The sequence below is a fragment of the Paraburkholderia fungorum genome, assembly GCF_046026025.1.
GTDB lineage: Bacteria > Pseudomonadota > Gammaproteobacteria > Burkholderiales > Burkholderiaceae > Paraburkholderia > Paraburkholderia fungorum_E.
The window spans coordinates 335765-349003 of the sequence record NZ_JAQQFL010000003.1 but is presented as its reverse complement, the minus strand read 5'-3'; the positions used below and the strand labels follow the sequence as shown (position 1 = coordinate 349003).

Here is a 13239-nt window from a genome sequence, read left to right as displayed (position 1 = left end):
CCAAGGAGAGATAGGTTGCTAAAAGGCGCATAGCGCTATGCCGCCGGCTTCGCGATAGGCCGATCGAGCGGCAACGCTACGCATCGCGGCTAGAAAAGATGGCGAATGCCGAGCAGCACGGCGTTCTGCGTATCGGTCGCCGACGGCGTCGCGGAGGTCAGCGCGGCCACCGCACGGTGTCCCGTCGAATCGAAGCCACCCGCCGTCTCGCGCAGCAAGACGAAATAAAGGTCGGTTCGCTTCGAAAGCGAATAGTCGGTGCCGAGACTCCACTGCTGATAGCTGGCGCCGCTCTCGCCGTTATACGAACTCGCGCGCGTGTACGTGTAGGCAACGCCGAACTGCAGCGATGGCGTCATACTGTATTTCAGATTCGCTTCGCCCGTGTTGAACGTGGCGGTCGCGCCAATTTCACCCGCCGGCGGTTTGGCGCCCGCGACCGGCGTGCCGCCGATATTGAAGAACTTCGTATTCGTATAGATACCGCCGACCGTGAACGAACCGATCGCATACGAAGCACCTGCCCCCATGACCTGTTGTGACGCTGCTGTCGCATAACCGCTGAAGACCGGGCTCGAGAAATTGTTGCCGGTCGTGCTGCTGGTCGCGTTGTTGCCGAACAGCGAGTAGTTCGGATTCTTCACGTACAGATAAGCCGCGGCGAACTTGAACGGCCCGTTGCCGTAGTCGACGCCCGCGGAAATCATCTGGTTCTGCGCCGTGTTGCCCGCGATGCCGCCAAGACTGTAGGTGGCGCCAAACTGCAATCCGCGATAACGGGGACTCACATACTTGATCGCGTTATTGGCGCGTTCGGTGCCGTCGACGTCGTCGAGTCCGGCCGGGTGGTATCCCCAGCCCGCGCCGCGCGCCGCCCAATCGCTGCCGGCGGAAAACGGGCCCAGATAGGTCGACAGTGTCAGGTACTGACGGCCTAGCGTCACCGTTCCGTAAGGTGTGGCGACGCCGACGAAGGCCTGCCGGCCGAACATCAGCCCGGCTTGCAAGGCGCCCGTCGTGGTGGTGAAGCCGTTCTCCAACGTGAAGACGGCCTTGTAGCCGCCCCCCAGATCTTCAGTGCCGGTCACACCAAAGCGCGATGCGCTCTCATTGCCGCCGGCAATCGCGGATTGGGACTTGCCGCCCGCGTTGCTGTTGTAGCGAAAGCCGGCATCGACGATGCCGTAAAGCGTCACGGTGCTTTGCGCATGTGCCGTGCAAGCGATACCGCAGGCTGCCATCAGGGACAATGTTCTTTTCATCGGGGTCTCCTCTCCGTGTCTTGGCCCGTTCGCGTTGCGTCACGGACTTTCAGTTTTTCGGATTTTCAAAGTCGGCGAACGCGCGCTGTTGGCGGCTATCACGTTCGACGCCTCGTATGGTTCCATGCGACACGCGCCGGTCCAAGCGCGTTTCAGAAACTTTTCGCAGACCGAAAAGCGGGGGATGCCACGCTGCCGTGAAAAAATAGCCGGTTCAGCATGAATTCCGCCACGCGAAATCTGCCCGATTCGCACTTGAAGCGCGGCGTCGGAGCGACATAGGATTGCTCACCGTGGGTCCGATCTCGTTCAGAGGCCGCGCATAGATAGATAAAAGCCGGTGCCGCGCGTCTCACGCGCTACCAACCGGTCCGCCACATTGGAGGAGAGATGGAGATTTCAGTTGCCACGCCGGTCAGCCAGGCAGTGACACACGATGAACGCCTGATCCGGCGTGTCTGGTGGCGCATCATGCCGCTGATCCTGATTACCTATCTGGTGTCGGTCATCGACAAGATGAACGTCAGCTTCGCCAAGCTGCAGATGGTGCATCAGATTGGTATGACGGAAACGGCTTACGGTCTGGCGTCGTCGCTGTTCTTCATCGGCTATCTGGTCTTCGAGATTCCAAGCGCACTCGGCGTACACCGCTTCGGCGCGCCGAAATGGTTTTTCCGCATTGTGCTGAGCTGGGGCATTGCGACCTTGCTTATCGCGTACATCTCGTCGGGTTCGGCTTTCGCGGCGCTGCGGTTTCTGGTCGGTGCTGCGGAAGCCGGGTTGTATCCGGGCATCGTCTACTACCTGAGTGTATGGTTTCCGCGCCGCTATCAGGTGCGCGCAATCGCGCTTCTGACGCTCGGCAGCGCGCTCGGCAACATGCTCGGCTCGGCGTTCGGCGGCCTGCTGCTGTCGCTCGACGGCGTCTGGCAACACGCAGGGTGGCAATGGGTGTTTATTGTCACCGGCCTGCTTGCGCTCGTGCTCGCGCCAATCGTGCTGTTCGGCCTGCCGCGCAGTGTGGAGACGGCGTCGTTCCTCGACCCGCGGGAGCGCAGCCAGCTTGCACGCATGGTGGCTGACGAAGCGCCGGCCACTCATCACGAAGGCAGTGTCTGGAGCGTGCTGTGCGATCGCAAAGTGCAGGCGTTTGCGCTCGGCTACACGTGTCTGCTCACGTCGCTCTACGGGCTCATTTACTGGTTGCCGACCGTGATCAAGGGATTCGGCGTCTCAAGTTCGCTCAACGGTCTGCTCACGATGATTCCGTGGGCGCTCACCGCCGCGCTTTTGCTGATCGTGCCGCGCACGCTCAAGAACGAAAACCAGGTGCGCATGGCCGCCGCGATCATCGGCATGGTCGGTTGCGTGGCGTTTGTGACCAGCCTGCTGGTGAGCGATCCGGCAGCGCGCTATGTCGCGCTGGTGGTGGGCACGCCTTGCACGTCGCTGCTGCTGCCGTGCTTCTGGTCGCTGCCATCGAAGTATTTCAGCGGACGTCGCGCCGCCACGAGCCTCGCCGCGATTAGCAGCATCGGTAACCTCGGCGGCTTTCTCGCGCAGAACGCGATGCCGCGGATCGACAAGGCGTTCGGCCACCCCGGCTCCGCCATGCTGCTGCCGGCCCTTTGCCTGCTCTTGCTTGGCTGCACCGCGCTTGCCATGAGGAGCACGCGAGTTCGCGCATCGGTCAACCAGACCGCGCCCTGATAGACCGCTTCCAATCTGCTTTCATCCCTTATCCATGTCTACAAACACGCACGACACCTCCACGCGCCAGATCGGCACTTTCGTCAAAACCGGCGCGCCGCAGATCATCGAGATTCTCGGCGGCGCGGGACTCCACTTCGCGGTGATCGACGCGGAACATGCGCCGTTCGACCGCGCCACGCTCGACATCATGGTGCTCGCCGCGCGCTCCGTGAATTTGCCATTGTTCGTGCGGATTCCCGACATGAACGCCGCGACGATCCAGTCCGCGCTCGATCTCGGTGCCTCGGGACTATTGGTGCCACACGTCGATTCCGCGCACGAAGCGCGCACGCTGGTCGCCCGCACGCGTTTCATCGACGGCGAACGCGGCTTCTCCAGTTCGCCCCGCTTTGCCGGTTACGGCGCGATGGGCATGGAAAAGGCCGTCGCGGCAGGCAACGGCACTGTCGTTATGTGTCAGATCGAGAGCCGTGCGGGCTGTGCCGCGGCGCGTGAAATCGCGAACGTGGACGGCGTGTCCGGTCTCTTTGTCGGTCGCGCCGATCTGGCCTTGTCGTTCGGCCTGACCAGTGCTCGCGCGCCCGACGTGATGCAGGCCACCGTCGAGGTGCTGGACATCACGCGGCGTGCCGGCAAGACCGGGGGCGTGGCGCTCGGCGAAGTCAGCGAGTGTGCTGAATTCGAGCAGATGGGCGCGACGTGGTTCGTTATCGGATCGGATCAGTCGATGCTTCGCAAAGGCGCGCTGACGTTGATGGCCTGATTGCGGGGCAGACCCGCGGCGTGACCAGTCCAGGTCGGCGAGGCCGGTGAGGTCGGTCCGGGTACGTTAAAAACTGCGATAATCCGGGTTTGTCGAAGGGCAAGCGTCAGATCGGCCGACGCGCGCCCGACCACCCAGGCAAGGCGATACGATGGCGGAACGCGAATCTTCGATTCGGGCAGTGGAGCGGGCAATCACCCTTCTGCGTGCCCTGAACCAGATGCCCGTTTCGACGCTCGACACCCTGCATCAGTTGACGTCGCTGCCCAAGCCCACGTTGATCCGGCTACTGCGGACCTTCGAAGAGCTGGGTCTCGTTGCACGCGGCGCGCGACCCGGCGAATACCGTCTGCTCGACGGCGTCAACGCATTGAACTCGGGCTATCACCATGTGCCGCGCGTGGTCGAGATCGCCGCGCCGCTCGTGCGCAAACTCACCGAAGAGATCAAGTGGCCGATTGCCGTCGGCATGCTCGACGTCGACGCGCTAGTCGTGCGCTACAGCACGATTCCGTATTCGCCACTCTCACTGCTGCATTCGTCGATCAACATGCGTCTAAGCCTCGTTTCGCGAGCATTGGGACGTGCGTATCTCGCCTTCTGCTCTCCCGAAGAACAGGAGATGCTGCTCGAAGTTGTGCGGCAAAGTCATCATCCCGAAGACCGGCTCGCGCAGGATCGCGAAGCTGTTCAGACGATGCTCGATCAAACTCGCGAGCGCGGGTATGCGCTTCGCGATTCCACCGTACGGCCGGTGTCCGGCACTATCGCCGTGCCGGTGATGGCGAAGGAATTCGTGGTCGCCTCTATTGGACTCACATGGTTTTCTTCCGCGCTTACAACGGAGAAAGTCGTCGATCGGTACCTGGGTCAGATGCTCGAGGTGTCGCGGCGAATTTCGGAGCAGTTGGAGAACTAGTGAGTGAAGTCTGGCGGCTGTGCGGCTATCGGCCAGTCACAACCGGGGGTCGCTTCCCCTCCTTTCCGGCAGGTGGAATTTCGCGGAGTTGTGCTTGGCCGCAGGCAGGGCACACCGTACCATTTGTCGAATAGAAGAGTTTATCGCGGGTATCGCTGGACACATTCCATTTCTTCGCCAGCGACCGTGTAGTCGATCTATTTTTTAGCGCCGTCCGCGCTGCAGATATTCAATGAAAGACAGGATATTTCGGGCCATGCAACATGGCTCAATGCAATGTCTTCAGCATTAATCTTCTAATTCGCAAATTTAAATTCTGGACAAAATAATCAAGATCCAGATAAGGAGGAGACTGTGGCGATCAAGAAAGAGGTCCCGTGGAAAGCGGTAGTGGCATCCACCGTGGGCAACGCACTCGAATGGTATGACTTTCTGGTTTACGGGTACCTGTCCGTCATTATCGCCAAACAGTTTTTCCCTGCCGATAATCCCGTTACCTCAATGCTTTTGACCACGGCTACTTTTGGCGTCGGCTTCGTCGTCCGGCCCATAGCCGGGATTGCCATTGGTATCTATGCAGACCGTGCCGGGAGAAAAGCGGCGCTGTCTTTTGTGATTCTCCTGATGCTCGTTTCAACAGCCATGCTGGCCTTCTCGCCGACCTATAGCCAGGTCGGTATTCTTGCCCCGATCATTGTTGTCTGCTCACGGATACTGCAGGGCATTTCGGTCGGCGGTGAGTTCGGCAGTGCCACCGCGCTGCTGATCGAATACGCGCCGCCCGGAAGGCGAGGTTTCTATGGTAGCTGGCAGATGTTCTCGCAGTCGATCGGCGTGTTTCTGGCGACGCTCATGGGCGCCCTGCTAACGAGCGTGTTCACCGCCGACGCATTGTCGTCATGGGCCTGGAGAATTCCGTTTCTGCTTGGCTTGATCATTGGGCCGATCGGCTTCTATATTCGCCGCAATCTGCAGGAACCCGAAATTTTCCTGAAAGAAACGCAACACAATAAAGTCTCGATCGCGGAAATATTTCGCCGCTACCCTGCGGAACTGTTTGTGTCTTTCGCGTTGAGCGCGGTGACGAACATCATGGTTTATGTGCTGATCGCCTACCTGCCGATCTACGCGGTTCAGTCCCTCAAGACCTCATTGAACGCACCGTTCATCGTTCTCACGGTGTCGTTACTGGTAAGAATGGCGCTCGTTCCGTACTTTGGCCATCTGTCTGACAAGATCGGCCGCAAGATAATCATGGGGGTAGCGCTCATTCTCTTCGCGCTGCTGATCTACCCCGCGTTTATCTGGTTGAACATGTATCCGACCACCACGTCTCTACTCATCATGGAGCTGGGATTTGCATTGCTCATGGCAGCCACCTTGGGCCCCGTGTCGGCAACACTTGCGGAACTGTTTCCAACGCATATCCGCTCGACTGGCCTGTCCATTACCTATAATCTGGCTGCGTCATTGCTGGGTGGGTTCACACCGTTTCTGCTGACATGGTTGGTCGCGAAAACCGGCGACAAGCTCATGCCGGCTCACTATCTGGTCGGTTTTCTGATACTCGGCGCCGTTTCACTGCTGTTCTATAAGGAATCCGACATAAATAGCGCCCTGACAGACCATGGCAACCGCGAGTTCGCCGAGAACGACGTTGATCTCGTTGATCTCGGTGCTCAGGCCTGCCAGGCTGCACGAAAGGCAAATTGATCTGATTCACTTCTCTGCCGTGGACGACCACGGCAGGACGAACGGGCTTAGCCAATCCATACAACAAGCCGGAGGCAGTTTCAGATGAGCAAAACAGTGACTATTGATGGTCAAACCTTAACAGCGCGACACGTGGTGGAGATTGCGCGGTTCGATGCACATGTCGCTCTTGCTCCGGAAGCCATGGAACGCATGCACGCTGCCCGGCGAGTCGTGGAGCAAGCGGTCACCCGCGGCGATCGGGTTTATGGCGTGACAACCAGCGTGGGTGCCAAGACAGGTGTTCCGCTCGAACCGGCACGTATTGAAGAATTCAACCGCCGGCTTTTACAGACCCACAACTTCGGCCACGGACCCACGGCGCCAGACGAAATTGTGCGCGCGATGATGGTCATTCTCGTGAACTCCATGGCCTCCGGCAGGCTCGGCGTTCGCCCCTTGCTAGCCACCATGCTGGTCGATGCGCTCAATAGCCGCCGAACGTTTCGTGTGCATCAGTGGGGATCGATAGGTCAGAGTGACATGTCGCCGGTGGCGGATCTGGCTTTGGCGCTCTACGCTGACATCACGTTGACGTCAGGCGAAGCGCTGGCGCTTCTCAATTCCAGCGCACTTTCGCTCGGCACGGCCGCTATGGCCATTGACGATCTGCGGCGCCTGCTGAAATCATGGACCATCGCCTCTGCGTTGAGCATGGAAGGTTTCGCCGCCAACCCGTCCATTCTTTCGCCCGCTGCGATTCGTTCACGACCATTGGAAGGACTGCGGATCGCCGCTGAGTTGATTCGTGCGCAGCTTGATGGCAGCTACATTCTGGGAAGCGATGGTCCGCGTCATCTGCAAGACCCCCTTTGTTTTCGTTCTCTGCCGATTACATTTGGAAATGCGTTCGATAGCTTTGCATTCGCCGAGAAACAGATCTCCATCGAACTGAATGCCAGTCAGAACAACCCTATCGTGTCGATCGAGGACGACACACTGGTGTCGGTGGCCAACTTCGACATGCTGTCGCTGTCGATGGCGCTCGACACCGTGAGGTTAGCCTTGTCGCCCGTTGTCACCAGCGCCACGGAGCGCGTTGCAAAACTGACGGACTCGTTCTGGTCCGGACTCCCTGTGGGTTTGATCGACGAGGACAGCGTTGGGTTACCCGGATTCAACGGATTGGCGCAATTTCACAAGTCGCTGGCGTCGGAGGCGCGCCTGCTCGCAGCACCGACGGTAATCGAACTGGCCAGTTCCAGCCATTCGAACGGCAACCTCGATCGCGCCAGCATGGCGACCGTCGCGGCACGCCGCGCGCGCGAAACGGCAGAGCTTTGCAAGTCGCTTCTTGCGATGGAGCTGATGGTTGCCGCTCAAGCCGTTGAAATACGTAAAGCCACACCGCTTGGGGCCTCGACTACGAAGCTTCTAAAATTCGTCCGAGGCCTTGTGCCCTATGCGGCTGGACACGAGCGGGTGCCTCATCCCACGCCACTGCTGGCCGCCCTCGAATCGAGGGAATATGACCTGAGTGCGATCGTAGCGTGAGTTGCGTTTTTCTCGTGGCAAAAACCCGCCTTCCGGGCCGGGTTTTTGCGAACTAGCCATAGCTGCCCGCGTCATCTATGCGCGAGGCAGTAATTCACCCACCAAACACTTCCACCATCTGCGCATTCAAGCCATTCACGAAGGCGTGCTCGCCAGGCCCCGGGTTTCCGCGGAACTGCTTCGCACCTTCAACCAGCACCTCATCCACATCCGTTCCGAGGACAGCGATCGTTTCGTCGATAAAGGGCTCAAGCGGCATCGCCTGTTCGGCTTCGCGGCTGTTCATGAGGTCCGTGCGCACCCAGGGCGGCGCGATCTCGAGCACGCGAACCTTCGTATTCCTCAGCATGAAGCGTTGCGAAAGAATATACGAATGCAGCGCCGCCTTGGTCGACGAATACACTGCCGTCACCGCCAGCGGAACAAAGGCCAGCACCGAACTGGTATAGGCGACGACAGCGTCCTCTTTAGTCTTGAGATGATCGATCAGCGCCGACGTCATGCGGATCGGCCCCATGAGGTTGGTCGTGATGGTGGACACCATCAGCGCATCGTCGATGTGCCCGCCTGCCTGGTCAGGCTGCATGACCCCGGCGTTGTTGATCAGCACGTTGAGGTCGGGATAGTCCGCGATCAGTTGCGCCGCTACCTTTTCGATGTTGGCCGGGTCGGTAATGTCGAGCTCGATTGAAGCCATGCCGGGATTCGCCGCGACCACCTCGTCGAGATGGCTGCGCCGGCGGCCACTGATGATGACCTTGTTGCCGCGCTTGTGGAGCGCCTCGGCTAATCCACGGCCAATGCCCGAACCGCCGCCCGTGATGAAGATCGTGTTTCCTGTGAGTTTCATGATCGTTTCCTGTTGATGTTGCAGTTGAGTTTGAAATTGAGGTTGCTGTAGTTAAGCTCGATACGCTCAGGCCGGAAACCGCTCGCCGAACATCGGCAGACCGCTCGCGGATTCGGCCCGGGTCGCTTCGTCCTGCAGAACGTCCCAGTGTTCGGCGAGCTTGCCGTCTTCAAAGCGGATAACGTCGGCGGCAATCCACGCGGCGGAGCGGCCGATCCCCGAGAAGCGTCCATGCGCAATGACGTAGTCGCCCTCGGCCACCATCAGATGGTTCTCATAACGCGCGGTATCTGGCAGCGCGCGAACCAGATCGAACAGACCGTCGCGTCCCGGTGCGATGTGGGCGCTATGCTGGATGTAGCGGTCGGACCACAAGCGCTCGGCGGCAGCGTAGTCGCGCTTGTTGAACAGGGTGTCGAATGCTTCCAACGCGACCGCCTTGTTCTGCTCAGGGGTTGTCTTCGCCATGTTGAGTCCCTCTTTAACGATTCAGTTGACGACGCGCTCAGGCGTCAGATAGCCGTTGTGCCCCCGCTACCTGGACGTTCAGGCAAAGAAGGCTATACTTAAGACAATGGTGAGTAACATTGTCATTGAGGTGAATTGTGGTCGCCCGACATAACGATGTCAATGGTGATCGACATTGTATTTTTTGATGGATCTGATTGGGCCGTGTTTGGCCAAAGGAGGGAGAGTGGGTGTTTCCAGGCAACAGGCGGCTGAAAACCGCCACGCGATCGTGGCCGCCGCCGAGAAGCTGTTTCGTGAGCGCGGCGTCGATGCGGTCGGGCTCGCCGAGCTGATGAAGGCGGCGGGCTTCACGCAGGGTGGTTTTTACAACCACTTCAAATCAAAAGACGCGCTGGTCGCCGCGGTGATGGAAAAGGCGATGGAGGAAGGTGGGGAGGCCTTTGCCACCCAGCTCGCAAGCTCCAGATCGGTAGACGCCGACCCGGTGACACAAAACATTCGGTGGTATCTGTCCGCCGAGCATCGCGGGAATATCGAGGCGGGGTGCCCCTTGTCCGGTTTTGTCGGCGACGCACGCCGGTTTGACGACGTGGCCCGTGGCTCTTACGCGGAAGGCCTCGCGGCGAACCTCGAACGGTTCGCCAAGGTCATCGAAGAGAGAGACGGGGTCAGTGAAGGCAGTCGCAGAAAGGCGATCGCTTTGTTCAGCCAGATGGTCGGCACGCTGCTGCTTTCACGTGCCGTTGCTGACATTGACCCGGCGCTCGCGGATGAAATTCTCGACGAGGGCCGCCAGCATCTCCTCAGCACGGTGGACACGCAACCCGGAACTCAATCGCACGGACACGCGCGCCGATCGAAACAGGCCCGAACGTGAGCGCGACGGCGTGAGCCCTGACCGCGCCGGCGATCCGCACCGGCAAGCGGCGTTCGCGCGCGAGAGACGGCCGGTTCAACCTCATCCCGCCTCGCGGCGTGCGCCAGGCGGTCATAAGGCAAGTTAGAACATCGGGTGTGCCGTCGGATAGAGCGCCGTTCTCAGCGCGAATCCGCCGAGTACGACAAAGATAATGGCGGCAAGAATGTGAACGGCCTTTGTCGGCAAGCGGTCGGCAAACTTGTGCCCAAGATAGATGACCGGCACATTCGCCAGCATCATGCCCAGCGTCGTGCCCGCAACCACGCCAAAGAACTCGTGAAAGCGCGCAGCGAGTGCGATGGTCACGATTTGAGTCTTGTCGCCCATCTCGGCGAGAAAGAACGTGACGGCCGTTGTGCCGAAGACGCCCATCGAATTCTTCGTCAATACCGCGTCGGCGTCGTCCAGCTTGTCTGGAATGAGAATCCACACCGCCATGACAGCAAATGACGCGACGACTGCCCAATTCAGGATCCCTGGGCTCAGAATGCTCGCAAGCCATGCCCCCAGCGCGCCAGATGCCGCATGGTTGATGAGCGTCGCCGCAAGCACACCCAGGACAATAGGAATCGGCTTGCGATATCGCGCAGCCAGTACCAGGGACAGCAGTTGAGTCTTGTCGCCGATTTCAGCGAGGCCGACCACACTGGTCGAGACGAGGAAGGATTGCATGGGGTTGTTGTACCCGGGCCGCGCTGAAAGTACGCGATGACGCGCATTCCGGCGACCCGGTTAGGTCGGAATGCGTGTCATCGGTCTTGCCAGGCATTTAGCTGCGCACGCCATGGCAGGTCTTTCGACTCGCCAAGTATGTTGACATGCGCCCTCGAACATGGCGTTCGAGGCGGCTACTCCCCAATGAGCAGGCGCGATTTTATCGCGTCGTATGCTGCATAAGCAAGCAAGTCGTCACGCCGAAAGCCCTCAGCTATTATTACGAAATGCTTTCTATCGTGATATGCTCGCGTCTGTCTTTGGGGAGTAGCCGGCTTCTACCCAGAAGCGCCTGCGTCAACATTCTCGGTCGCACAGACCGTGGTGCAGGTAGCCCTTTGGTTGGCAAGACCATCGACACACCACGCGACCGGTCGGGCGCGGCGGTGTGTCGCGGTTTTCCGCCCGACCTTGAGCCTCTCCTTCCATGAATCCTGTCGCAACGCTATTCCTTGCTTTCGCCATGTCTACCGATGCCTTTGCAGCGGCAATCGGCAAAGGCGCCACGCTCAATCGTCCTCACTGGCGCGAAGCGCTGAGGACGGGACTCATCTTCGGCGTCATCGAGGCGATCACCCCGCTGATCGGATGGTTCCTGGGTAAAGCAGCAGCCCAATATGTCTCCGCATGGGATCACTGGATCGCGTTTGCGCTGCTATTCGTGCTCGGCGCCCGCATGGTCCTGAACGGCTTGACCGCCAAAGACGTCGAGGAGAAAAAGGCAGCAACCCATTCGTTCTGGTTGCTGGCATTGACCGGCTTCGCCACCAGCATCGATGCGATGGCGGTCGGCGCGGGCCTCGCCTTTGTCGACGTCAACATCTATTCGACGGCAGCCGCAATCGGCCTCGCCACCATGGTAATGGTCACAATCGGCGTCATGCTCGGCCGTGTCATTGGCCACGTCGTGGGCAGACGCGCGGAGATGGCCGGTGGCGTCGTGCTGATCGGAATCGGCAGCACCATTCTGGCCGAGCACCTGAAGATCTTCGGCTAAGCATCGATCGACGGCCCCGCTGACGACGGTGAGCGTCAGGCGCGAGCGCAATCTCCCTGGGGCCGGGGTTCTCCCAGTTCCGCGCCTCGGCTTTGATGCTTCACGCGACTGCCTGCTTCCATTGGCGGTAGCGCCGCGTCAGCCGGCGGGTGCGCAGTTGATCGAGAATCAATGTCAAAACCACGGAATACCGTGCAGGGGGCGTACCTCCTGCGCCAAGCGTATGCAGATGACGTTTGACAACCGCCATGCGGGCCAGCCCCGCGAGCGCCCGGTCGCGCCATTCAATCGACTGAATCTGCGCCCCCAGATCCGCGCCTGCCCGCCAGCGCGCGGGCAGATCGGGGATCACGGCGAGCGCAGTGGCCATCCCTACAACCGCGACGCCGCTGTCCAGCACCTGCTCGGCCACAGCACGCCGCCGGATACCGCCGGTAGTCATGACAGGCATCGCGGCGACGCCGGCCAGATCCCTGGCAAACTCAAGGAAATAGGCTTCGCGCGCGAGAGTGCGGCCGTCGGCGGTATCGCCCTGCATCGCGGGGCTTTCATAGCTGCCCCCGGATAGCTCGACCAGGTCCACTGGCAGCTCATTGAGCCACAGCACGACTTGCCGGGCGTCCTCTTCCGAAAAGCCGCCACGCTGAAAGTCAGCCGAGTTCAGTTTGACGGCCACGCAAAAATCCGCTGAAACCTTTGCGCGTACCGCTCGGACCACATCCAGCAACAGGCGGGCACGGTTGGCAAGATCGCCGCCCCAACGGTCGGTGCGGCGATTGGTCAGTGGCGAAAGAAACTGCGAGATCAGATAGCCGTGTGCGGCGTGAATTTCCACGCCGGTGAATCCCGCCTGCTCGGCCGCACGCGCCGTTGCCGCAAAGCGGGTGATGGTTTCACCGATTTCGTCTTCGCTCATGGCGCTCGGTTGCGCGAACAGCTTGCTGTGTTTGCCGAGCGCCAACGGGATCGCCGAAGGCGCCCACGCCTTGCCGCCCATCGCCGCCATTACCTGCCGGCCCGGATGATTGATCTGCATCCACACCTGGGCGCCGTTGCTGCGTGCCGCTTGTGCCCATTGCACGAATGGCGCAAGCGGCGTATCGGCCTCAAGCACGATCCCGCCTGGTCCGGTCAAAGCCCGGCCGTCGATCATGACGTTACCCGTGACGATAAGACCTGCGCCGCCTTCGGCCCACGAACGGTACAGGCGATGGATGACCTCGCCGGGCAATTGCCCCGCGTCGGCAAGGTTTTCTTCCATTGCCGCTTTGGCCAGACGGTTGGGCAGCCAACTGCCGTTGGGCAACTGCACGGGTGTAAATAGCGATGAAGTCATGGCGACATTGACCTGCAAAATGAGTGATGCCGCTATACTAAGATTCAAG

The 13239-nt window shown here is 60.2% G+C and carries 12 protein-coding genes and 2 riboswitches; of the genes, 7 read left to right on the top strand and 5 right to left on the bottom strand.

Features of this window, described 5'->3' with window-relative positions; translation table 11 throughout:
- Window positions 1-89 precede the first annotated feature (89 nt).
- The gene (locus PQR67_RS05845) at window positions 90-1262 is read right to left on the bottom strand and encodes a porin (RefSeq protein ID WP_408455718.1); all 1173 of its coding nucleotides are present in this window, start codon (window positions 1260-1262) and stop codon (window positions 90-92) included.
- A 390-nt stretch (window positions 1263-1652) separates the two neighbouring features.
- Between PQR67_RS05845 and PQR67_RS05840 the strand changes: the two genes are divergently transcribed.
- The 5 genes from PQR67_RS05840 (at window position 1653) to PQR67_RS05820 (ending at window position 7903) form a co-directional block, all read left to right on the top strand.
- Window positions 1653-2972, top strand: a complete 1320-nt coding sequence (locus PQR67_RS05840; protein ID WP_408455715.1) for an MFS transporter — start codon at window positions 1653-1655, stop codon at window positions 2970-2972.
- Between the two features lie 34 nt (window positions 2973-3006).
- The gene (locus PQR67_RS05835; RefSeq protein WP_408455712.1) at window positions 3007-3738 is read left to right on the top strand and encodes an HpcH/HpaI aldolase family protein; all 732 of its coding nucleotides are present in this window, start codon (window positions 3007-3009) and stop codon (window positions 3736-3738) included.
- Between the two features lie 151 nt (window positions 3739-3889).
- Entirely contained in the window at window positions 3890-4657 is a 768-nt protein-coding gene (locus PQR67_RS05830; RefSeq protein WP_408455709.1) for a DNA-binding transcriptional regulator, read from the top strand.
- Window positions 4658-5011: 354 nt separating this feature from the next.
- On the top strand, window positions 5012-6370 hold the full coding sequence (locus PQR67_RS05825) for an MFS transporter (RefSeq protein ID WP_408455706.1): 1359 nt from the start codon (window positions 5012-5014) through the stop codon (window positions 6368-6370).
- A gap of 84 nt (window positions 6371-6454) precedes the next feature.
- Window positions 6455-7903: an aromatic amino acid lyase gene (locus tag PQR67_RS05820; RefSeq protein ID WP_408455703.1), complete on the top strand. Its 1449-nt coding sequence runs from the start codon at window positions 6455-6457 to the stop codon at window positions 7901-7903.
- A 94-nt stretch (window positions 7904-7997) separates the two neighbouring features.
- On the opposite strand, the gene PQR67_RS05815 is transcribed toward PQR67_RS05820, so the two are convergent.
- A complete protein-coding gene (locus PQR67_RS05815) occupies window positions 7998-8753 on the bottom strand; it encodes an SDR family oxidoreductase (protein WP_408455700.1) in 756 nt (251 codons plus the stop codon).
- Between the two features lie 66 nt (window positions 8754-8819).
- The gene (locus tag PQR67_RS05810) at window positions 8820-9221 is read right to left on the bottom strand and encodes a nuclear transport factor 2 family protein (RefSeq protein ID WP_408455697.1); all 402 of its coding nucleotides are present in this window, start codon (window positions 9219-9221) and stop codon (window positions 8820-8822) included.
- Between the two features lie 226 nt (window positions 9222-9447).
- Here PQR67_RS05810 and PQR67_RS05805 point away from each other — a divergent pair, with 226 nt between their 5' ends.
- The gene (locus tag PQR67_RS05805; protein ID WP_408455694.1) at window positions 9448-10101 is read left to right on the top strand and encodes a TetR/AcrR family transcriptional regulator; all 654 of its coding nucleotides are present in this window, start codon (window positions 9448-9450) and stop codon (window positions 10099-10101) included.
- A 123-nt stretch (window positions 10102-10224) separates the two neighbouring features.
- Here PQR67_RS05805 and PQR67_RS05800 read toward each other — a convergent pair whose 3' ends face one another.
- Window positions 10225-10815, bottom strand: a complete 591-nt coding sequence (locus PQR67_RS05800; protein WP_408455691.1) for a TMEM165/GDT1 family protein — start codon at window positions 10813-10815, stop codon at window positions 10225-10227.
- Between the two features lie 9 nt (window positions 10816-10824).
- Window positions 10825-11012: riboswitch (yybP-ykoY riboswitch) on the bottom strand.
- A 95-nt stretch (window positions 11013-11107) separates the two neighbouring features.
- Window positions 11108-11274: riboswitch (yybP-ykoY riboswitch) on the top strand.
- Window positions 11275-11284: 10 nt separating this feature from the next.
- On the opposite strand from PQR67_RS05800, the gene mntP reads away from it, so the two are divergent.
- Window positions 11285-11854 (top strand): manganese efflux pump MntP, encoded by a 570-nt coding sequence (gene mntP, locus PQR67_RS05795; protein WP_408455688.1) that lies wholly within the window; start codon window positions 11285-11287, stop codon window positions 11852-11854.
- A gap of 100 nt (window positions 11855-11954) precedes the next feature.
- Here the strand turns inward: mntP and PQR67_RS05790 are convergent, their stop codons facing one another.
- Window positions 11955-13190, bottom strand: coding sequence for an NADH:flavin oxidoreductase/NADH oxidase family protein (locus tag PQR67_RS05790; protein WP_408455685.1), 1236 nt, complete (start codon window positions 13188-13190; stop codon window positions 11955-11957).
- Between the last annotated feature and the right edge of the window lie 49 nt (window positions 13191-13239).

Bases quoted from the DNA above. Each gene is read 5' to 3' on its own strand.
- PQR67_RS05845 (WP_408455718.1), bottom strand. From the start codon at position 1,262: ATGAAAAGAACATTGTCCCTGATGGCAGCCTGCGGTATCGCTTGCACG.
- PQR67_RS05840 (WP_408455715.1), top strand. From the start codon at position 1,653: ATGGAGATTTCAGTTGCCACGCCGGTCAGCCAGGCAGTGACACACGAT.
- PQR67_RS05835 (WP_408455712.1), top strand. From the start codon at position 3,007: ATGTCTACAAACACGCACGACACCTCCACGCGCCAGATCGGCACTTTC.
- PQR67_RS05830 (WP_408455709.1), top strand. From the start codon at position 3,890: ATGGCGGAACGCGAATCTTCGATTCGGGCAGTGGAGCGGGCAATCACC.
- PQR67_RS05820 (WP_408455703.1), top strand. From the start codon at position 6,455: ATGAGCAAAACAGTGACTATTGATGGTCAAACCTTAACAGCGCGACAC.
- PQR67_RS05815 (WP_408455700.1), bottom strand. From the start codon at position 8,753: ATGAAACTCACAGGAAACACGATCTTCATCACGGGCGGCGGTTCGGGC.
- PQR67_RS05810 (WP_408455697.1), bottom strand. From the start codon at position 9,221: ATGGCGAAGACAACCCCTGAGCAGAACAAGGCGGTCGCGTTGGAAGCA.
- PQR67_RS05800 (WP_408455691.1), bottom strand. From the start codon at position 10,815: ATGCAATCCTTCCTCGTCTCGACCAGTGTGGTCGGCCTCGCTGAAATC.
- mntP (WP_408455688.1), top strand. From the start codon at position 11,285: ATGAATCCTGTCGCAACGCTATTCCTTGCTTTCGCCATGTCTACCGAT.
- PQR67_RS05790 (WP_408455685.1), bottom strand. From the start codon at position 13,190: ATGACTTCATCGCTATTTACACCCGTGCAGTTGCCCAACGGCAGTTGG.